Annotated in this window: 22 protein-coding genes; 11 read left to right on the plus strand and 11 right to left on the minus strand. The window is 70.9% G+C overall.

Going from position 1 to position 18,214, the window contains the following annotated elements; translation table 11 throughout:
- Positions 1–1,213, minus strand: a 1,213-nt coding sequence (locus ACXJLU_RS05200) for a Y-family DNA polymerase (protein WP_457329399.1), incomplete at its 3' end; no start/stop codon positions are given.
- 18 nt (positions 1,214–1,231) lie between these two features.
- Positions 1,232–2,047: a translesion DNA synthesis-associated protein ImuA gene (imuA, locus tag ACXJLU_RS05205; RefSeq protein WP_457329400.1), complete on the minus strand. Its 816-nt coding sequence runs from the start codon at positions 2,045–2,047 to the stop codon at positions 1,232–1,234.
- 132 nt (positions 2,048–2,179) lie between these two features.
- On the opposite strand from imuA, the gene ACXJLU_RS05210 reads away from it, so the two are divergent.
- Complete coding sequence (locus tag ACXJLU_RS05210; RefSeq protein WP_457329401.1) at positions 2,180–3,154, plus strand: bifunctional helix-turn-helix transcriptional regulator/GNAT family N-acetyltransferase; 975 nt, start codon at positions 2,180–2,182, stop codon at positions 3,152–3,154.
- On the plus strand, positions 3,151–3,525 hold the full coding sequence (locus tag ACXJLU_RS05215) for a YchJ family protein (RefSeq protein ID WP_457329402.1): 375 nt from the start codon (positions 3,151–3,153) through the stop codon (positions 3,523–3,525). The genes ACXJLU_RS05210 and ACXJLU_RS05215 overlap by 4 nt, the downstream gene beginning before the upstream one ends.
- Here ACXJLU_RS05215 and ACXJLU_RS05220 read toward each other — a convergent pair whose 3' ends face one another.
- From ACXJLU_RS05220 to ACXJLU_RS05230, 3 genes are all read right to left on the minus strand, one after another.
- On the minus strand, positions 3,526–4,056 hold the full coding sequence (locus tag ACXJLU_RS05220; RefSeq protein ID WP_457329404.1) for a hypothetical protein: 531 nt from the start codon (positions 4,054–4,056) through the stop codon (positions 3,526–3,528).
- Between the two features lie 164 nt (positions 4,057–4,220).
- Positions 4,221–5,297: a WD40/YVTN/BNR-like repeat-containing protein gene (locus ACXJLU_RS05225; RefSeq protein ID WP_457329405.1), complete on the minus strand. Its 1,077-nt coding sequence runs from the start codon at positions 5,295–5,297 to the stop codon at positions 4,221–4,223.
- Positions 5,298–5,314: 17 nt separating this feature from the next.
- The gene (locus ACXJLU_RS05230) at positions 5,315–5,584 is read right to left on the minus strand and encodes a MoaD/ThiS family protein (protein ID WP_457329406.1); all 270 of its coding nucleotides are present in this window, start codon (positions 5,582–5,584) and stop codon (positions 5,315–5,317) included.
- Between the two features lie 44 nt (positions 5,585–5,628).
- On the opposite strand from ACXJLU_RS05230, the gene rarD reads away from it, so the two are divergent.
- The 3 genes from rarD to ACXJLU_RS05245 all read left to right on the plus strand — a co-directional run bounded on the left by rarD (position 5,629) and on the right by ACXJLU_RS05245 (position 8,592).
- Entirely contained in the window at positions 5,629–6,504 is an 876-nt protein-coding gene (gene rarD / locus ACXJLU_RS05235; protein WP_457329407.1) for an EamA family transporter RarD, read from the plus strand.
- A gap of 433 nt (positions 6,505–6,937) precedes the next feature.
- Complete coding sequence (locus ACXJLU_RS05240; RefSeq protein ID WP_457329408.1) at positions 6,938–7,609, plus strand: chitosanase; 672 nt, start codon at positions 6,938–6,940, stop codon at positions 7,607–7,609.
- Positions 7,610–7,677: 68 nt separating this feature from the next.
- Complete coding sequence (locus ACXJLU_RS05245; RefSeq protein ID WP_457329409.1) at positions 7,678–8,592, plus strand: alpha/beta hydrolase; 915 nt, start codon at positions 7,678–7,680, stop codon at positions 8,590–8,592.
- On the opposite strand, the gene ACXJLU_RS05250 is transcribed toward ACXJLU_RS05245, so the two are convergent.
- From ACXJLU_RS05250 to ACXJLU_RS05265, 4 genes are all read right to left on the minus strand, one after another.
- Positions 8,549–9,124 (minus strand): DUF3501 family protein, encoded by a 576-nt coding sequence (locus tag ACXJLU_RS05250; protein ID WP_457329410.1) that lies wholly within the window; start codon positions 9,122–9,124, stop codon positions 8,549–8,551. The two genes, ACXJLU_RS05245 and ACXJLU_RS05250, sit on opposite strands and share 44 nt — an antisense overlap.
- A 13-nt stretch (positions 9,125–9,137) precedes the next feature.
- Positions 9,138–10,484 carry a (Fe-S)-binding protein gene (locus tag ACXJLU_RS05255; protein ID WP_457329411.1) on the minus strand — a complete coding sequence of 449 codons (1,347 nt, stop codon included), beginning with the start codon at positions 10,482–10,484 and terminating at the stop codon, positions 9,138–9,140.
- A 4-nt stretch (positions 10,485–10,488) separates the two neighbouring features.
- Complete coding sequence (locus ACXJLU_RS05260) at positions 10,489–10,908, minus strand: rubrerythrin family protein (protein WP_073468527.1); 420 nt, start codon at positions 10,906–10,908, stop codon at positions 10,489–10,491.
- A 159-nt stretch (positions 10,909–11,067) separates the two neighbouring features.
- Positions 11,068–11,934, minus strand: a complete 867-nt coding sequence (locus tag ACXJLU_RS05265; protein WP_457329412.1) for an alpha/beta hydrolase — start codon at positions 11,932–11,934, stop codon at positions 11,068–11,070.
- A 145-nt stretch (positions 11,935–12,079) separates the two neighbouring features.
- Here ACXJLU_RS05265 and ACXJLU_RS05270 point away from each other — a divergent pair, with 145 nt between their 5' ends.
- Positions 12,080–12,571 (plus strand): pilin, encoded by a 492-nt coding sequence (locus ACXJLU_RS05270; protein WP_200799046.1) that lies wholly within the window; start codon positions 12,080–12,082, stop codon positions 12,569–12,571.
- Positions 12,572–12,717: 146 nt separating this feature from the next.
- Entirely contained in the window at positions 12,718–12,840 is a 123-nt protein-coding gene (locus ACXJLU_RS05275; RefSeq protein WP_255376901.1) for a hypothetical protein, read from the plus strand.
- 5 nt (positions 12,841–12,845) lie between these two features.
- Here the strand turns inward: ACXJLU_RS05275 and ACXJLU_RS05280 are convergent, their stop codons facing one another.
- The gene (locus ACXJLU_RS05280; RefSeq protein ID WP_457329413.1) at positions 12,846–13,505 is read right to left on the minus strand and encodes a PA4824 family protein; all 660 of its coding nucleotides are present in this window, start codon (positions 13,503–13,505) and stop codon (positions 12,846–12,848) included.
- A 96-nt stretch (positions 13,506–13,601) separates the two neighbouring features.
- On the opposite strand from ACXJLU_RS05280, the gene ACXJLU_RS05285 reads away from it, so the two are divergent.
- The 4 genes from ACXJLU_RS05285 (at position 13,602) to ACXJLU_RS05300 (ending at position 17,691) form a co-directional block, all read left to right on the plus strand.
- Positions 13,602–15,305: an ExeA family protein gene (locus ACXJLU_RS05285; protein ID WP_457329414.1), complete on the plus strand. Its 1,704-nt coding sequence runs from the start codon at positions 13,602–13,604 to the stop codon at positions 15,303–15,305.
- 11 nt (positions 15,306–15,316) lie between these two features.
- A complete protein-coding gene (locus ACXJLU_RS05290; RefSeq protein ID WP_457329415.1) occupies positions 15,317–16,012 on the plus strand; it encodes a general secretion pathway protein GspB in 696 nt (231 codons plus the stop codon).
- A 44-nt stretch (positions 16,013–16,056) separates the two neighbouring features.
- Positions 16,057–16,290, plus strand: coding sequence for a DUF2630 family protein (locus ACXJLU_RS05295; protein WP_073468522.1), 234 nt, complete (start codon positions 16,057–16,059; stop codon positions 16,288–16,290).
- A gap of 99 nt (positions 16,291–16,389) precedes the next feature.
- A complete protein-coding gene (locus tag ACXJLU_RS05300) occupies positions 16,390–17,691 on the plus strand; it encodes a UDP-N-acetylglucosamine 1-carboxyvinyltransferase (protein WP_457329416.1) in 1,302 nt (433 codons plus the stop codon).
- 16 nt (positions 17,692–17,707) lie between these two features.
- Here ACXJLU_RS05300 and ACXJLU_RS05305 read toward each other — a convergent pair whose 3' ends face one another.
- Entirely contained in the window at positions 17,708–18,214 is a 507-nt protein-coding gene (locus ACXJLU_RS05305) for a GyrI-like domain-containing protein (protein WP_457329417.1), read from the minus strand.

Below are 18,214 nucleotides of genomic sequence, written 5' to 3' on the forward strand. Positions count from 1 at the left end.
GCACCGGGCCGTCGAGTTGCGCCGCGCACACCCGGCTGCCGCGCTCGGGCCGATGGTCCTGCACCGGCAGCACGCGCTGCACCCGCTCGCGGCCGAGCCGCGCCTGCAGCCGCTCGAGCAGGCGCGTGAGTCCCTCGCGCTCGCTGCGCGGCGTCGGGAACAGCTCGGCATTCGGCGGCGGCTGGCGCGCGATGTCGCTGGCGCGCAGCGCGAGCTCCAGCGTCGGCGCCGGCAAGGCCAGCTGCGACAGCCGCTCGCGCAGCAGCGCCATCAGGTGCTTCGGGTCGCGCGACGGCTCGGYCAGCGCGATCTCCAGCGTGGTGTGCAAGGGGGTCTTGTCATCGCGCCGCCAGCGCGGCTCGTGCTTCATCAGCAGGCTGAAGCGGCGCACGAAGGCATGCTGCGCCGACAGCCACGCCACCAGCCGCGCCAGCAGCACCTCCACGCCGTGCAGCACCTGCTCGGTGGTGTCGGCCCGCGCGAACAGCTCCAGCGCACTGTCGAAGCTCGCCGGCAGCTCGATCGACACGCGCGGATCGGGGCGCCGGCCGAGCGCGCCATCGAGCTCGACCAGCAAGGCCTCGCCAAAGCGCCGCGTCAGTCCGGCACGCGGCAGGCTGCGCAGGTCGCCCAGCGTGTTCAGGCCCATGCCCTGCAGCGCCTCCCAGTGCTCGCGGCCCGGGCCGAGCAGCCAGACCGGCGCGGCATCGAGCGCGCGCTGCAGCGCGGCGGCATCGGCGCAATGCAGGCCGTCGACGCTCCGCGACAACAGCGCCGAGCCCTGCGCCGTCGGTGTGCTGACGCAGTGCAGCGCATGGCCGAGCGGCCGCAATGCCTCGCGCAGCCGCTGCAGCAGCGCCTCGCGCCCACCGAAGTAACGCAGGCTGGCCTCGACCTCGAGCAGCACGCCCTGCGGCAGCGTGAAGYTGACCGCCGGCGTGAAGGCCAGCGCCGCATGCGCGACGCTCGCGAGCGCCTGGCGGTCGCGCAGCGCGTCGGCCTGGCCGATCAGCAGCTGCGGCGCAAGCGCCAGCGCGGTGGCGCGCTTCAACCCCGGCTTGACGCCCAGCGCCTGCGCGTTCGCATTGGCATGGACGATGCGATGCGCCTCGACCAGCGCGACGGCCGGCTCATCACTGCCGCCGCCCGCCGGGAGCGTCGCCAGGAAGGATTCCAGCGGCAGCAACGGCAGGTGAAGACCGATCCAGAGCATCGCGTGCCCATGCGCACATCAGGCGAGGTTGACGAAGGTCGCGGCGCGCAGCGACGGCGCTGCGGCTGCGCCCTGCCCCGACAGCACCGTCTGCGCCGCCAGCTCGCGGGCCTTGCGCGTGGCGCTGGCCGACAGCACCGGCGGCAGCTCGAGCAGCAGCGCCTGGGCGAGCGGCGGGCCGCGGCGCTTCAGCACGCGCACGCTGAGGCAATCGGCCCCGCCGGCCTGCAACGCCAAGCGCAACGGCGCGGGGCTCGCCTGCTGCTGCACCGCCATCTCGCGCAGCACGAAAGCCGGGCCGTCGTGCGCATGGGCGGCCACCTGCAACCGGCGCAGGCGCTCGGCGCGCAGGCGTGGCGGCAACCACGCCAGCACCGCGCCGACATGCCCGCTGTGCAGCGCCTGCTCCAGCGCCCACAGCCGCGCATCGACACCCGCCTCGTGCGGCCGGCCGTCGACGCCGGGAATGCCCTGCGTGCCGGTGTCGATCACCAGCAGCTGCTCGGCATCCAGCCCCATCTGCATCAGCGCCCAGGCCGACAACGCGGCCGGCGGATCGAACAGCATCACCAGCCGGCCGGCCTGCTGCGTGGCAGCGAGGCTGGGGGCCAGCAGGCGGATTTCGCCGAGGCCAGGGTGGGGCAGCAGCAACTCGCTGAGCGCGCGGCGCGGCCAGCCGCCGCCCGGCAGTTGCGCATCGAGGGCGGCAAAGCCGCTGGGCAGTGCGCGTTCGGCGCTGCGCCCCATCTGGTTGCCGCGCCACACGCTGGTGTGCAAGCGCTCGGGCAGCGGCGCGCGAGCGTGGGGGGCGAAGTGAGTGGTGGCGGAAGGCATGGCAACTACTGTATGCACATCCAGTATATCGATCCACTTGAAAACGGGGGCATGCCGTTACAAGCCTGTTCGAAGCAGCCTTTGGCACATTGATGATTGCTTTTGGCAATCAATTGCGGCAGCATGCCGGGCATGCCCGACGCCCTCTCCCCCTCTGATCCGAGCGACCGCGTGGCCGCGGTGCGCGCCTTCAACCGCTTCTACACGCGCCGCATCGGCGTGCTGCGCGAAGGCCTGGTGGACAGYGGCTTCACGCTGACCGAATCGCGGCTGCTGTGGGAGTTTGCGCACCAGGCGCAGCCGACGGCCGGCGAACTCGCGCGCTCGCTGGAGCTCGACCCCGGCTACCTGAGCCGGCTGCTGCGCGGCCTGCGCGAGCGCGGGCTGATCGAGGCGACGCCGTCGGCCAGCGACGCGCGGCAGTCGCACCTGTCGCTCACCGAAGCCGGCCGGGCCGCCTTCGCGCCGCTGGACAGCGGCTCGCAGCAGCAGGTGCAGGCGCTGCTCGCGGCGCTCGACGAGCCATCGCAGCAGCAGTTGCTGCAGGCGATGGGCACGCTGCAGCGCCTGCTCGACGACGACCCGGCACGCCGCACGCGCCAGCCTTACCTGCTGCGGGCACACCGCCCGGGCGACATCGGCTGGGTGATCGCGCGCCACGGCGCGCTGTATGCGCAGGAGTACCGCTGGGACATCGGATTCGAGGCGCTGGTGGCGCGCATCGCGGCCGCCTTCATCGAGCGCTTCGAGCCGGCGCGCGAGGCCTGCTGGATCGCCGAGCGCGATGGCGCGAACGTCGGCTGCGTCTTCCTCGTGCAGGCGCGCGACGAAGCGACGCAGGCGGTGCAGCAAGGCGTGGCCCAGTTGCGCATGCTGCTGGTCGAGCCGTCGGCCCGCGGGCTGGGGCTGGGGCGCCGGCTGGTGCAGGAGTGCGAGCGCTTCGCGCGCCACGCCGGCTACCGCCGCATCACGCTGTGGACCAACGGCAACCTGAGTGCCGCGCGCGGCATCTACGCGGCCGCGGGCTACCGGCTCGTCGCGAGCGAACCGCACCACAGTTTCGGGCACGATCTGGTCGGAGAAACCTGGATCCTCGATTTGACATGACCTGCCCCTGCGGCCTGCCCGTTCCCTATGCCGACTGCTGCGGCCGCTACCACGCCGGACCGCTGCACCTGCAGGCGCCCGATGCCGAGGCCTTGATGCGCTCGCGTTACAGCGCCTTCGTCAACGGAATGCCGGACTACCTGCTGGCGACCTGGCATGCGAGCACGCGGCCCGCCACGCTGGAGCCCGATCCGCCGGGGCTGCGCTGGCTGGGGCTGGACGTGCGACGGCATGCTTCACAGGATACCGATCACGCGACCGTGGAGTTCATCGCCCGCAGCAAGCTCGGCGGCCGCGCGCAGCGGTTGCACGAGACGAGCCGCTTCGTGCGCGAAGACGGCCGCTGGTTCTACGTCGACGGAGAGTTCTGATCAGGCGAACTCTTGGCGCACGCTGGCCGACATCAGCCGGCGGATGATCCACCCGAGCATCCCGCAGGCCCCGAGCGTCACCAGCACCGCCATCACGCGCGCCGCGGTCACGAAGCCGCCGAACACGCCAAGCGCCCGTGGCGGCAGTGTCGCGGTGCTCAGCGTGCTGTCGACCACCGACTGCATCACCTCCTGCTGCAGCCACACGCCCAGCAGGTTCGCGACGATCGCCAGCAGCAGCAGCGCGATGAAGGTGCGGCGCGCCCAGTTGAGCCGCAGCAGCAGCCCGACCGCCGACACCAGCGTGGCCAGCGACATCACGAGCCCCGCATTGACCACCCACGGCAGGTGGGCGATCAGCAGCCCGAACAGCCCGCTGACCTGCAGCCCCTCGCTGCGAAACCCGCCCGACACCAGCATCGCGTTCTGCAGCAGCGCCGAGGCACAGGCCAGCGCGCCGAGCAGGATGAACACCCACGCGGTCGCGGTGACGAAAATGGAACGGGCTCCGACGGTGATGGTGGTGGGCATGGCGCTTCCTCGACAGCTCCGATTGTCCGGAGCACGGGCGGCCTTGTCATGCGCTGCAACACGCGGCCCCCCAAGATCGAGGGGACGGTAACGCGCCATCTGTGCACATGGCGCCACAAGGTGTCAGTCGATGTATCCACCGGTGTGCGGACCGGGCCGGTGCATCAACCGAAGCGCAGCGCGTATACCGGCGGCAGCTGGGCCGGCAGCGCCGTCCAGAGGTCACCGCCGTCGTCGCTGCCCCACACATGGCCGGTCGTGCTGCCCATCAGCAGGCTGCGGCCGTCCGGCGACACGTCGAGCCCGTGGCGGTACAGCAGGTCGTAGCAATGCTGCTGCGGCAGGCCGCTGTGCAGCGTCTCGAAGCTCGCACCGCCGTCGCGCGTGCGGTTGACCACCAGCGCCCCGCCGACCGGCACACGCTGCTGGTCGGCGACGCCCGGCACGAACCAGGCCGTCTGCGCATCGCCGGGGTGCACCGCGACCGCGAAGCCGAAATCCGACAGCGGGGCGCTCGTCACCTGCTGCCATGAGGCCGACGCGTCGGTCGAGCGCCAGATGCCGTTGTGATGCTGCGTCCACAGCACGTCCGGCTGCGCGGCGCAGCGCACGATGCGGTGCGGGTCCTGCGTGTTCGGCGAGCCGGCCTGCTCCGGCGGCATGTAGGCGGCGCGCATGCCGTCGGCCTGCAGCAGCCAGTTCGCGCCGTCGTCGTGCGTGACCCAGGCGCCACCGCAGCTGATGCCGAGCACCAGGTCGCCGGCCCGCGTGGGATGCGGACAGATCGAATGGATGCCGGGCACGTCGTAGCCGCCGCCGAACCATTCGGCGCGCTCCGGCCGCTGCCACAGCGAATCGACCAGCTGCCACGACGCACCACCGTCGCCGCTGCGAAACAGCCCGCCCGGCAGCGTGCCGAGCCACAGCGTGCCGTGGTCGCGCTCCAGCGACCACACCTGGACCACCTTCCACGGCACGCCGGTCGCATCGGCCGGCTGCACCGGAAAGGCCGGCGCCGCGACCTCGTGCCAGTTGACGCCCTGGTCGTCGGACGCATGCAGCTTGACGCCGAAGTGGCCGAGGTTCAGCGCCGCCAGCAGGCGGCCGTCGGCGCCGGGCGGCAGCAGCATCGACACCGGCTCGCCGAGAAAGCTCGTGCGGGCGATGTCCCACGCGCCGCCGCGGCCGCGCTGCAACTCGAAGAGGCCCTTGCGGGTCGCGACCCAGGCACGCTCTGACATCGGCAACTCCTTGAATCTCAACCGCCGGACAGGGCCTGCATCACGTGGACCCGGCTGTCCGGCCGCAGCGGGTCGGCCAGCGCGGCGCGGTCTGCGCTGCGCACGCCGTCGACGAAGGCCACCACGTTCGGCCGCAGGTGGCCCTGTTCGTCCAGAACGTAGCCACGCAGCCGCGGGTGGGCGGCGAACACCGCGTCGAGCGCAGCGCGCAGGCTGGCGGCGTCGACATCGAGTTCGGGGGTCTCGATGAAGCGGCGCAGCTGCTGCGTGAACACGACGTGGGCCATGGGCACGATGATGCCCGCCGCGGCCAGCCGCGACAATCCACCGGATGAATTACGGACCCTTCTACGCCGCCCTCGCCTTCGCGCTGTGGGGCATCTTCCCGCTGTTCTTTCGCCGGCTGTCCATGCTGCCCGCCGGCGAGGTGCTGGCGCACCGCATCGTCTGGTCGCTGGCCTTCGTGCTGATCGTGCTGGGCGTGCGCCGCCAGTGGGGCTGGCTGCGGCCGCTGCTGCGCCAGCCGCGCGTGCTGGGCGCGTTCGCCGCCAGCGCGCTGCTGCTGGCGGTGAACTGGCTGACCTACATCTGGTCGGTCAACAACGGCCACGTGATCGACGCGAGCCTCGGCTACTTCATCACGCCGCTCGTCAACGTGCTGCTCGGCTACACCGTGCTGCACGAGCGGCCGCGCCGCGGCCAATGGATCGCGCTCGCGCTGGCGACGGCCGGCGTGGTCTGGCTCACGGTGCAGGCCGGCCAACTGCCGTGGATTGCGCTGGTGCTGGCCGCGAGCTTCGGCAGTTACGGGCTGTTGCGCAAGGTGGCGGTGCTCGGGCCGCTCGAAGGCCTCACGCTGGAGGCCATGCTGCTCGCGCCCTTGGCCATCGCCGCGCTGCTGTTCTGGCAGGCGCAGGGCACCGGGCTGTTCCCGCTGCCCGACACCGCGACCAACCTGTGGCTGCTGGCGGCCGGGCCGATCACCGCGGTGCCGCTGCTGCTGTTCGCCGCCGGCGCGCGCCGCATCTCGATGACGACGCTCGGGCTGATGCAGTACATCGGCCCGACGATCCAGTTCGGGCTCGGCGTGTGGCTGTTCGGCGAACCGTTCGGCGGCGCGCGGCTGCTGGGGTTCGGGCTGATCTGGCTGGCGCTGGCGGTGTACAGCGTGGAAGGGTGGTTGACGGTGCGGCGCGCCCGCGCCTGAAGCCGCCGACACAGGGGTTTCAGCTGGTCACAACCCGGCACCGCCGCGGCGGCATCGCGCGTTCAGAATGGAAACGATTCCACCGGACCTTTCCACCATGAACCGTCGAACCCACCTTGCGCTGCTGTCGTTGAGCATGGCCCTCTCCGCTTGCGGCGGCGGCTCGGACGACGAATCGTCCCAGCCGGTGTCGGGTGCTCCGCCGGCACCCGCACCTTCACCGGCACCCGCTCCGGCGCCTGCCCCCGCACCGGCGCCCTCTCCCGCACCGGCCCCTGCTCCGGCCCCCGCGCCGGCTCCTGCGCCAAGCCCCGCACCGGCTCCCGCGCCTGCACCGGCCCCTGCGCCCGCTCCGGTACCTGCCCCGGCCCCGGCGCCTGCACCCGCGCCGTCCTCCACCGACCTGASCGATGCCCGCAAGAAGGACATCGCGATGCAGATCGTCTCSAGCGCCGAGAACTCGTCGCTGAACTGGAAGGCGCAGTACGCCTACATCCAGGACATCMAYGACGGCCGCGGCTACACCGSCGGCATCATCGGCTTCTGCTCCGGCACCAGCGACATGCTGGAAGTCGTCCAGGACTACACCCAGCGCTCGCCGAACAACGTGCTGGCCAAGTACCTGCCGGCACTGAAGAAGGTGAACGGCAGCGATTCGCACGCTGGCCTCGATCCGAACTTCACCGGCGACTGGAAGACCGCCGCCGCCGACGTGATCTTCCAGCAGTCGCAGGACAGCGTGCGCGACGACACCTACTTCAATCCGGCGGTGAGCCAGGCCAGGACCGACGGCCTGCGCGCACTCGGCCAGTTCGCCTACTACGACGCGATCGTGATGCACGGCCCGGGCAACAACGGCGTCAGCTTCGGCGGCATCCGCAAGGCGGCGATGGCGAAGGCCAAGACGCCTGCGCAGGGCGGCGACGAGACGACCTACCTGAACGCCTTCCTCGATGCCCGCGTGGCCGCGATGAAGACCGAAGAAGCGCACAGCGACACCACCCGCGTCGACACCGCGCAGCGCGTGTGGCTGAAGGCCGGCAACTTCGACCTGAACACGCCGCTGAACTGGAAGGTTTACGGCGACAGCTTCAGCATCAAGTAGCGCCTGGCCGGGCCGGAAAGCCCGAGCGGCGCCGTCGCCTGCTGGCGGCGTGGCAACATCGTTGCCCGATGCGCTCGTTGTCCTTCCGCCGCTGGCACCGCCCGGCCGCCCTCGCGGCCGGCATCGCCGTGCTGCTTGGCCTGCAGATCGGCTGCGCGACGCTCGACGAACGCCAGCGTGCCTGGATCTTCCAGCCCGGCGACCGCGTCTGGTACGGCGGTGCCGCGGCCGCCAAGGGCATGGACGACGCCTGGATCGACTACCGCTCCCACGTCGCCGAATCGCGTGACCAGGCGGTGCGCCTGCACGGCCTGTGGCTGCCGCAAGACGACCCCAAGGCGCCGGTGCTGCTCTACCTGCACGGGGCCCGCTTCGACGTGCGCACCAGCGCGACCCGCATGCGGCGCATGCATGAGCTGGGCTTCTCGGTCCTGGCGATCGACTACCGCGGCTTCGGCCGCAGCAGCGCCGGCCTGCCGTCACAGGAGCTGGCCGCCGAGGATGCCCACGCCGCGTGGGACTGGCTCGCGCAGAAGCGCCCGCACGCCCGCCGCTTCATCTTCGGCCACTCGCTGGGCGGTGCGATCGCGGTGCAGCTCGCGGCCGAGGTGCCCGACGAGGCCGGCCTGATCGTCGAAGGCGGCTTCACGTCGATCCCCGACGTGGTGTCGACCTTCCGCTGGGGCTGGCTGCCGGTCGCACCGTTCATCACGCAGCGCTTCGATGCCGCGTCGCGCATCGCCGACGTCGGTTCGCCGGTGCTGGTGGTGCACGGCAGCGACGACACGCTGATCCAGCCGGCGCTCGGCCGCGCGCTGTTCGAACGGGCCCGCGAGCCGAAGCGCTTCCTGCTGGTCGAAGGCGCCTCGCACCACAGCACCAACGACCTGGGGCAGCCGCAATACCGCGCTGCGGTGGCCGAGCTGTTCGGCGTCGGCGCTAGCGCAGATCCCCCGCCAGCGAAGCCAGCGTCTCCGGGCTGATCGCCACATGCGCCGGGTAGTGCGTGTGGTCGCAGCCCAGCTTGCAGGCCGCTCCGGCGCGCAAGGCCTCGCGTGCGGCGGGCGGAAATTCGAAGCGCAGGAAATGCACCGCCGAGGTCTTCTCGTCGGTCTCGCGGTCGAGGTCTTCGTCGGCGATCGCGTAGACGCGCGCCTGGCCCTCGACCTCGACGAACATGCGGTCCTCGATGCCGATCAGCCGTGCCAGCTCGCGGCGGCGCTCGTGCACGTCGGGGTACTCGATCAGCATCGTCGCCTTCCAGTTGGCGCCGTCGGGCAGCAGCGGCGCGTAGGCCTCGATCTCGCCCTGGATGCCGTCCTCGTCGAAGATCTTCTCGATGTGCAGCATCTCCTGGATCTGGCGGCGGATCGTCTGCTCGTCCTCGAACTGCACGGTGACATGCTCGCCCAGCGCCACCGAGCGCATCCGGCGGTGCGCGATGAAGGCCGACCGCTGCGCAGTGCGGATCTTCGCGTAGGCCTCCAGCGTCAGCAGGCTGTCCTTCGTGATCATCTCGGTCGCTCCGTCAGAGTCCGTAGGCGATGCGCACCAGGCTCAGCGGGTGCGCGAGCCTGGCGGCCGGCGCGCCCTGCTGCGCCATGCCCTGCGCGATGTGGTGCCCCGCCAGCGCGCAGTCGGAGCTGATGTAGTCCGGCCCGTTCGCCGCCATCGCCTTGAACACCGGCTTGCCGATCTTCATCGCGACCGGGTGGGTCGGCGTCTTCACGCCATAGGTGCCGGCATGGCCGGAGCAGCGCTCCACCGTGTTGAGCTGCACCGTGACCGCCTGGCCGATCAGCTTCAGAACCTCCTCGGTCTTCTTGCCGATCTTCTGCACGCGGCCGTGGCAGGGCACGTGGTAGCTCACCTTGCCGAGCGGCTGCTTGAAGTCGGTCTTCAACAGGCCGTCCTTGTGGCGCGCCATCAGGTATTCGAACGGGTCGAACATCGCCGCCTGCACCCGCTTCACGTCGGCATCGTCCGGGAACATCAGCGGCAGCTCCTGCTTGAACATCAGCGTGCAGCTCGGGATCGCGCTCAGGATCGCGAAGCCCTCGCTCGCGTAGCGCGCCAGCACCGGCACGTTGGCCTCCTTGTGCCGCGCCACCGCATCGAGGTCGCCGAGCTCCAGCTTCGGCATGCCGCAGCACGACTCCTTGTCGACGATCGTGTACGGAATGTCGTTGTGCTCGAGCACCTTCAGCAGGTCATGGCCGATGCCGGGCTCGTTGTAGTTGACGTAGCAGGTCGAGAAGATCGCCACCTTGCCCGGCGTGCGCTCGCCGTTCGTCACGACAGTCGCCGCGCCCTGCTTCTTCGCGCTCCAGCGGAAGCGGCTCGCGGCCAGGTCGGGCAGCCAGGCCTCGGGGTGCACGTGCAGCGTGCTGTCGAGCAGCGCGCGCATCGGCTTCGTGCGGTTCAGCGCATTCGCCACTTGCACCACCACCGGGATGCCGGCGAACTGGCCGTGCACGTCGGTCGACGCGAGGAAGCGCTCGCCGGCACCGACCTCGCCCTTCTTGAACTTGATCGCCTTGGCCCGCAGCATCGTGTGCGGGAAATCGAGGTTCCACGGGTGCGGCGGCACGTACGGGCACTTCGTCATGTAGCAGAGGTCGCACAGGTAGCACTGGTCGACCACACCCGCGTAGTCGGCCTTCGCGACGCCGTCGACCTCGCCGGTCTTGCTGCCGTCGACCAGGTCGAACAGCGTCGGGAACGACTGGCACAGGCTCACGCAGCGCCTGCAGCCATGGCAGATGTCGAAGACGCGCTCCATCTCGTGGAGGCAGGCCTCCTCGTCGTAGAACGCCGGGTTCTTCCAGTCGACCGGGTGGCGTGTGGGCGCTTCGAGATTGCCTTCGCGGGTCATGCTGTCAATCGACCAGCGCGTCCAATGCTTTCTGGTACCGGTTGGCGTGCGAACGCTCGGCTTTGGCCAGCGTCTCGAACCAGTCGGCGATCTCGTCGAAGCCTTCGGTGCGCGCTTGTCGCGCCATGCCCGGGTACATGTCGGTGTACTCGTGCGTCTCGCCGGCCACCGCGGCCAGCAGGTTCTGCCGGCTCGAGCCGATCGGCAGCCCGGTGGCCGGGTCGCCCACCACCTCCAGGAATTCGAGGTGGCCGTGCGCATGGCCGGTCTCGCCCTCGGCGGTGGAGCGGAACAGCGCCGCCACGTCGTTCTGCCCTTCGATGTCGGCCTTGTTCGCGAAGTAGAGGTAGCGGCGGTTGGCCTGCGATTCGCCGGCAAACGCGTCCTTCAGGTTCTGCTCGGTCTTCGATCCTTTCAATCCCATGGCGCTCTCCTGCTAGTGAATGAGGGGTCCGGCGAACCGTAGCGCGCTGGCCGGCGCGCGGCAAATACAAAGCTTCAATGCAGTGCATAGCAGGCCGCTATGTTTTCCGCGGGTAAACGAGGAAGGTAAAAGCGCGAGGACGAAAAATCGCCGGACCGGTCACCCCAGGCCGAGCAGTTGGCGGGTGAGCTGGTTGAGCCGCCCGTCGGGCGACGCCAGGTCGTGCAGCACGGTCAGGTGGTTGGTGCCGGGGATGCGCTCGCACACCGGCACCGCGCGCTCGCCCCAGGCGGTGCGGATGGCGTCGTTCTGCGCGAGGAATTCCTCGCTCTCGTCCCCCCCGACGGCGGCGCACAGCACGCCGTTCGGCGCCGGCATCGCCACCGGGCTCAGCTTCGCGGCGAGCGCCGGCGTGAGCCGCAGGTCGGCCGCCAGGAAGGGTGTGCGGCGCACCGGCTCCAGGTCGAACACGCCGCTCACCGCCAGCGCGCCACGCACCAGGTACGGCGGCAGGTCGGCGCCCACCTGGGGCCATTCGCAGTTCAGCAGCATCGCGGCCAGGTGGCCGCCGGCCGAATGCCCGGCCACGATGATGCGCAGCGGGTCGCCGCCGTACAGCGCCGCGTTGCGCCACACCCAGGCCAGCGCCTTCACCATCTGCAGCGCGATGAAGTCGATGCCCACCGGTGCTGCCGGCGTACCCGGGCACAGCGCGTAGTTCGGCACCACCACCATCGCGCCGGCATGCACGAAGGTCGGCGCGACGAAGGAATGGTCGGATTTGTCGAGCGAGCGCCACCAGCCGCCGTGGATGAACACCAGCACCGGGGCGCCGGCGCGCGGCGACGGGAAGATGTCGAGCGTCTCGTTCGGGCCGTCGCCGTAGGGCACGTCGAGGCGGCGCGACAGCCCGTCGCGCGACAGCGCCGAGGCCTTCGCCCACCGCTCGAAGATCTCCGGGTGCTCGGGGATGCGGGCCCGGTTGTTGTATTGCTTGTCGAGGCGGTCGGGGTCGAATCGGGCCATGCAATCTCCGCGGTGCCGGCGCAGGGTGCCGGATGGGCCTGTTTCTAACCCGCCCGCCGCCGCAGGGCAAGCCGGCGCAGGTCACCGATCGAAACCGGTGCAGCCCCCGCGCCACGGCAGAATGCGCCATCGCTACGAGGCCCGCATGCACGCACCTTCCCACCGCCCTTCGCGCGGATTCACGCTGATCGAACTGATGGTGGTCGTGGCCGTCATCGCCATCCTGGCGACGCTGGCGGTGCCCAGCATGCAGGGCCGGCTGGTGCGCGGGCAGCTGGTCGACGCGGTCAAGCTGGCCGACATCGCGAAGGCGCCGGTGGCCGCCGCCTGGGCCACCACCAAGACCCTGCCGCTGGACAACGCCGCCGCCGGGCTGCCGGCCAGCGACAAGATCGTCAGCACGCTGGTCAGCTCGGTGGCGGTCGAATCGGGCGCGATCCAGATCACCTTCGGCAACCAGGCCAACGGCGCGATACGCGGCAAGACGCTGACGCTGCGCCCGGCGGTGGTCGAGGACGCACAGGTCGTGCCGGTCTCGTGGGTCTGCGGCAATTCGGCCGTGCCGGCCAAGATGACGGCCAAGGGGCTCAACAAGACCGATGTGCCACCCAATTTCCTGCCGGTGAACTGCCGCTGAGCTGCCCTGCCTGCCACCGAGCGCGGCGCGATCCGCCACCCAAAAGCTGGCACGAAGATCGCTTCCATGTCCTCACCTGGCCGGAACAACCCGCGCCAGGTGGTCGTTCCGGCGGTTTCGGGGCGATCCAGAAACATGGAGTTCACATGATTGACAAACAACGTCACCGCCCTCGCCCCGTCCCCCACGGCTTCCTGCCGAACTGGGTGCTGGTGGTGCTGGCGACCGGCGCGATGGCCCTGGTCGGCTTTGCGCATTCGTTCGTCTGATCGCTTCAGCCCCCGAAGTCCTGGTTCAGGCCCAGCGTCGCACCGGTGTAGCCACCGGCATCGGCCGGGCGGTGGCGTGACAGGCTCAGGTCCAGGCTGAACCGGCTCGACAGGTTCCAGCGTCCGCCCAGCCGCGACACCCGTTCACCGACGATCCTGCTGTGCTCCAGCAGCACGCTGGCGGCGTCACCGGCCGCCCACTCGCCAGCGGCGCCCCAGCGCCGCGTGGTGTCCACGCCGCGCATCCGGTCCCAACCCGCGTTCAGGTGCAACTGCAGCGCCGTTGTCGCCCACGCGGTGAGCGGCACGTACAGCGTGTGCGCATGCCGGCGATCCCATGGCGTCCCCCAGACCAGCCCGAGGCTCAGGCGCTGGGCGGCCGGATCGGCCACCCATTTCACCTGCGGCCCCAGGCTACGCTGCACGCCGCCGTCATCGCGCAGGCGATCGGCGTTCAGGCCCAGCTCGACCGGCCCGACCCGACAGGCCGGGCCCAGGTGCTGCTGCTGGGCGTCGACGCGATGCGCGCGACCCAGCCAAGCCTCGACCTGGCAGTGCCCCGGGTCGGCGATGGTGGCGTCGTCGACGTCGAAGTGCCCACCGGCCGCATGCGCCGGCAGCAAGGCGAAACCCAGCACCAGGCCGGCAAGGAGTGGATACGGCACCTCGCGAGTATCTGCGCCGTGGATGTCAGAGCGATGGCGGGCGGCGATAGACTGCGCGAGGCCGCACCGGCCGCTCGCAACGTCACCCCCGCCCCCATGTACGCGCCATTCTTCGGGCTCAAGCAGGAGCCCTTCTCGATCGCCCCGGATCCGCGCTACCTGTTCATGAGCGAGCGGCACCGCGAGGCGCTCGCGCACCTGCTGTACGGCGTGCGCGGCGGCGGCGGCTTCGTGCTGCTGACCGGCGAGATCGGCGCCGGCAAGACCACCGTCTGCCGCTGCTTCCTCGAGCAGATCCCGAAGCGCTGCAACGTCGCCTACATCTTCAACCCGAAGCTGACGGTGCTCGAGCTGCTGAAGACGGTGTGCGAGGAATTCCGCATCCCGTACCAGCACCAGGGCGCGGGCGCGCCGACCGTCAAGGACTACCTCGACCCGCTGAACGACTTCCTGCTGCGCACCCACGCGATCGGCCTGAACAACGTGCTGATCATCGACGAGGCGCAGAACCTGTCGCCCGACGTGCTGGAGCAGCTGCGCCTGCTGACCAACCTCGAGACCACCGAGCGCAAGCTGTTGCAGATCATCCTGATCGGCCAGCCCGAGCTGCGCGACATGCTGGCGCGGCCGCAGCTCGAGCAGCTCGCGCAGCGCGTGATCGCCCGCTACCACCTGAAGGCGCTGAGCGAGAAGGAAACCTCGCAGTACATCCGCCACCGCATGGCCGTGGCCGGCATGCGCACCGCGCTGCCCTTCGACCGGCCGGCGCGGCACCGCATCTTCCAGCTGTCGCGCGGCGTGCCGCGGCGCATCAATCTGCTGTGCGACCGCGCGCTGCTGGGCGCCTACGGGCAGGGCCAGCCGCGCGTCGACGAAGCCATCGTCGAGAAGGCGGCGGCCGAGGTGTTCGGCTCGGCCCACGACGACGACGCGACGCTGCCTGCCGCGTCGCGCTTCCAGCAGGCAGCCCGCTGGGGGCTCGGCGCGGCCGGCGCCGCGGCGCTGCTGGGCATGGTGGCCTGGGCGGTCGACGGGCGGCTCGGGCGGCCTTCCAGCGGCAACCCCGATGCGCAGGCGTCGCAGTTCCCGGCATCGGCGGCCAGTTCGCCCGACAAGGCCCGCCCGGCGGTGGCTGCCGCATCGGCTGCCACCCCAACCGCACCACCGGCCAGCGCGGTGTCGCTCGACCTGCGTGATGGCATGAAGACCGCCTGGCGCAGCGAGAAGGAAGCCTGGCGCGAGCTGGCCCCGGCGTGGAAACTCCCCGCCGACCTGCCGGACCCCTGCGCCAGCGCGCAGCGCGAGAACCTGCTGTGCTTCCGCACCGTGGCGACGCTGGCGCTGATCCGCCAGCTGAGCCGCCCCGGCATCCTGCTGCTGCGCGACGACGCCGGCCAGTCGGTCTTCGTGCTGCTGACCGCGCTGACGCCGCAGACCGCGACGCTGCGCGCCGGCGGCGTCTCGCAGACGGTGTCGCTGCTGTCGCTGGCCAAGGTGTGGCGCGGCGATTTCGCGACCTTCTGGCGCGCGCCCGAGGGCTACCAGTCGGCGCTGAACGAGGGCAACGCCGGGCCGGTGGTCGAGGCGCTGGCCACGCTGGTGGCACGGGCCGAGGGCGCGAGCGCGCCGAGCGGCGGCCCCGCCTTCAACGCGGCGCTGAAATCGCGCCTCGCCAGCTTCCAGGTGGCCTGGGGCCTCACCGCCGACGGCGTCGCCGGTCCCACCACCTTCATGCAGCTCAACCGCGCCACCGGCGTCGACGAGCCGCGCCTGCAGGCCGATGCCGGCCTGGTCCACTGAGAGGCATTGCGATGTCCTACATCCTCGATGCCCTGCGGCGCGCCGATTCCGAACGCGAACGGGGCCGCGTCCCCGGGTTGCATGCCCAGCCGGCCGGCAGCGCGGCCGATGAGGACGACATGCCCGATGGCCGCGGCGGCATGCGATGGGGCTTCGTCGCCTCGCTGCTCGGGCTGGCGCTGATCGTGGTCTTCGCGTGGATGGCGTTCGGGCGCGACAAGCCGATCGAGGTGATCGTCTCGGCCCCGCCGCCGCCACAGCCGGTACCGGCCCCTGCGCCACCCGCGCCCGCCGCGATGGTGACGGCGCCTGCACCTGCGCCCGCCCTGGCATCGAGCGCGGAACCGGTGGCGGCCTCGTCCGCATCCGCAACGACCACCGCGGCACGCGCCACACCGGCTGCCGAGAAGCCGCAGCGCAAGCCGGTGCCCGCCAGGCGAGAAGCCGCACGCCCCGCCACGCCAGCCGTCGACGAGACGCCGGCCGTGCCGATGAGCGAGCTGCCCGACGACGTGCGCCGCCAGCTGCCGGCGCTGTCGATCAGCGGGGCCAGCTACTCCGCGAGCCGCGGGAGCCGCATGCTGATCGTCAACGGCCAGCTCTACCACGAGGGCGACACCATCGCGCCCAACCTGCACCTGGAGCAGATCCGGCTCAAGTCGGCGGTGCTGCGCTACAAGAACTACCGCTACAGCGTCGGCTACTGATTCCGTCGTACGCTGCCCCCATCCGCCACTGCAGGAGAACGGCCATGAGCGATAAATCCATCCTCGACCACATCAGCGCCCTCGTCGACGAGGAGCAGCACCTGCGCGACGGCGCCAAGGCGCCCGGCCAGAACGCCGAGCGCATCCGCCACATCGAGCACCAGCTCGACCAGTGCTGGGACCTGCTGCGGCAGCGCCGCGCCAAGCGCGAGTTCGGCGAAGACCCGGCGAGTGCCAAAGTGCGCGACGAGAAGACCGTCGAAGGCTACGAAGGCTGACACCAGGCCCGCCTCACTTCACACAGGCTTCATCCGGCGTTCGACGACGCCGGGGACAGTGCGCCGGTGCCCACCACCGCGCGCCTCGCGCACTGTCCCATGTCCCACCTCATCGTTCACGGCGGCCAGCCCTTGTCGGGCCGCATCGTCCCGTCGGCCAACAAGAACGCGGTGTTGCCGGTCCTGTGCGCGACGCTGCTGACGCGGCAGCCGGTGCGCCTGCGCCGCGTGCCCGACATCACCGACGTGCGCAAGATCCTCGACGTGTTCCGCTCGCTCGGCAGCCGGGTCGAGATCGACTTCAAGACCGGGCTGCTCGACCTGCACCACCGCCTCACGAACTTCGACGAGACGGTGCACCGCCTGCCGCAGGAGATGCGCTCGTCGATCATGCTGGTGCCGCCGCTGCTGGCGCGCTTCGGCGTCGCGCGCATCGAGAACGACGTGCAGGGCTGCACGCTGGGCGTGCGCGAGATCGATCCGCACGTCGAGGTGCTGCAGCGCTTCGGCGCGCGCGTCGAGCGCCGGCCTGACGCGCTGATCGTGCGCGGCGACGGCCCGCTGCGCGCGGCCGACCACTGGCTCGACTACGCGTCGGTCACCACCACCGAGAACTTCGTGCTGTGCGCCGCGCTCGCCGAGGGCAGCGCGACGCTGATGAACGCGGCCTCTGAGCCGCACGTGCAGGAGTTCTGCGAGTTCATGCGCCAGCTCGGCGCGCGCATCGAAGGCTGCGGCACCTCGCGGCTGACGATCCACGGCGTCGACGCGCTCGGCGGCGCCGATTACAGCTTCGCCGACGACTTCCACGAGGTCGTGACCTTCCTCGCGCTCGGCGCGATCACCGGCGGCGACGTGCGGGTGCGCAACACCGCGCCGCACCAGTTCCCGCTGATCGACCGCAGCTTCGCGAAGCTGGGCGTGCAGGTGCTGCACGAGGGCGGCTGGTCGCGCACCGTGGTCGACGGCCCGCTGCGCGTGGCCGAGCCGTTCACGCAGAACATGCTGCCGAAGATCGAGGCCGCGCCGTGGCCCTACCTGCCGGTCGACCTGCTGCCGATCTTCATCGCGCTCGGCACGCGCGCGCACGGCAGCGTGATGTTCTGGAACAAGGTCTACGACGGCGCGCTCGGCTGGACCTCGGAGCTGTCGAAGTTCGGCGCCCACGCGTTCCAGTCGGATCCGCACCGCATCGTCACCTTCGGCGGCAAGCCGCTGTCGCCGGCCGAAGTCGAGAGCCCCTACATCATCCGCGTCGCGATCGCGCTGCTGATGCTGGCGGCCAGCATCCCGGGCCGCTCGGTGATCCGCAACGCCGGGCCGATCCGGCGCGCGCACCCGCAGTTCGTCGAGAACCTGTGTGCGCTCGGGGCGAAAATCGAATGGGAGGCGGGGGACTGAGGGCGGAGAGGCCGATTCAGCGCGGCTCGGCGGCGAACACGAGGTCGGTGCGCCACTTCGACATGTCGGGCTCGGTGTCCGGTCCGTCGAGGTAGAACTCGTAGCGCCCGTCCCAGACCTCGGCCTTGCCGCGCGGGTGCTTGCGCCACGCCACGTCGTGCTGCTGCCCCCAGGCGAGCAGGTAGCCGGTGGCCGGCATCAGCTCGTCGGGGTGGCCGGTGTGGCGCATCGTCACGTAGCTGCCGGCGGCGATGCGGCCCGACTGCACCCGGGCATCGCCCGCGGCCGGCTTCTCGACGATGGTGCCGACGTCGATCTCCATCAGCCCGGCCATGTCGATCACGTTGTAGCGGAAGAAGAGCGGGCCGACCGGCGGCACGCCGTGCGCCTGCAGCCACTCGAACAGCTGCGGGATCAGCGGCACCACCTTGGTCCCGATCTCGCCCATCGCCACCTCGGTGCGGATGAACATGCAGGGCTGCTCGAGGCGCTGTTCGAAGCGCGGGGTCGTCAGGGTCGTCAT

The sequence above is a fragment of the Rhizobacter sp. P5_C2 genome (assembly GCF_054049715.1).

What these genes read in the sequence shown, in the direction of transcription:
- ACXJLU_RS05300 (WP_457329416.1), top strand. Translation starts at nt 16,390, where the DNA reads ATGTCCCACCTCATCGTTCACGGCGGCCAGCCCTTGTCGGGCCGCATC.
- imuA (WP_457329400.1), bottom strand. Translation starts at nt 2,047, where the DNA reads ATGCCTTCCGCCACCACTCACTTCGCCCCCCACGCTCGCGCGCCGCTG.
- ACXJLU_RS05265 (WP_457329412.1), bottom strand. Translation starts at nt 11,934, where the DNA reads ATGGCCCGATTCGACCCCGACCGCCTCGACAAGCAATACAACAACCGG.
- ACXJLU_RS05295 (WP_073468522.1), top strand. Translation starts at nt 16,057, where the DNA reads ATGAGCGATAAATCCATCCTCGACCACATCAGCGCCCTCGTCGACGAG.
- ACXJLU_RS05225 (WP_457329405.1), bottom strand. Translation starts at nt 5,297, where the DNA reads ATGTCAGAGCGTGCCTGGGTCGCGACCCGCAAGGGCCTCTTCGAGTTG.
- ACXJLU_RS05245 (WP_457329409.1), top strand. Translation starts at nt 7,678, where the DNA reads ATGCGCTCGTTGTCCTTCCGCCGCTGGCACCGCCCGGCCGCCCTCGCG.
- ACXJLU_RS05285 (WP_457329414.1), top strand. Translation starts at nt 13,602, where the DNA reads ATGTACGCGCCATTCTTCGGGCTCAAGCAGGAGCCCTTCTCGATCGCC.
- ACXJLU_RS05255 (WP_457329411.1), bottom strand. Translation starts at nt 10,484, where the DNA reads ATGACCCGCGAAGGCAATCTCGAAGCGCCCACACGCCACCCGGTCGAC.
- ACXJLU_RS05220 (WP_457329404.1), bottom strand. Translation starts at nt 4,056, where the DNA reads ATGCCCACCACCATCACCGTCGGAGCCCGTTCCATTTTCGTCACCGCG.
- ACXJLU_RS05250 (WP_457329410.1), bottom strand. Translation starts at nt 9,124, where the DNA reads ATGATCACGAAGGACAGCCTGCTGACGCTGGAGGCCTACGCGAAGATC.
- rarD (WP_457329407.1), top strand. Translation starts at nt 5,629, where the DNA reads ATGAATTACGGACCCTTCTACGCCGCCCTCGCCTTCGCGCTGTGGGGC.
- ACXJLU_RS05270 (WP_200799046.1), top strand. Translation starts at nt 12,080, where the DNA reads ATGCACGCACCTTCCCACCGCCCTTCGCGCGGATTCACGCTGATCGAA.
- ACXJLU_RS05215 (WP_457329402.1), top strand. Translation starts at nt 3,151, where the DNA reads ATGACCTGCCCCTGCGGCCTGCCCGTTCCCTATGCCGACTGCTGCGGC.
- ACXJLU_RS05230 (WP_457329406.1), bottom strand. Translation starts at nt 5,584, where the DNA reads ATGGCCCACGTCGTGTTCACGCAGCAGCTGCGCCGCTTCATCGAGACC.
- ACXJLU_RS05275 (WP_255376901.1), top strand. Translation starts at nt 12,718, where the DNA reads ATGATTGACAAACAACGTCACCGCCCTCGCCCCGTCCCCCACGGCTTC.
- ACXJLU_RS05290 (WP_457329415.1), top strand. Translation starts at nt 15,317, where the DNA reads ATGTCCTACATCCTCGATGCCCTGCGGCGCGCCGATTCCGAACGCGAA.
- ACXJLU_RS05260 (WP_073468527.1), bottom strand. Translation starts at nt 10,908, where the DNA reads ATGGGATTGAAAGGATCGAAGACCGAGCAGAACCTGAAGGACGCGTTT.
- ACXJLU_RS05305 (WP_457329417.1), bottom strand. Translation starts at nt 18,214, where the DNA reads ATGACGACCCTGACGACCCCGCGCTTCGAACAGCGCCTCGAGCAGCCC.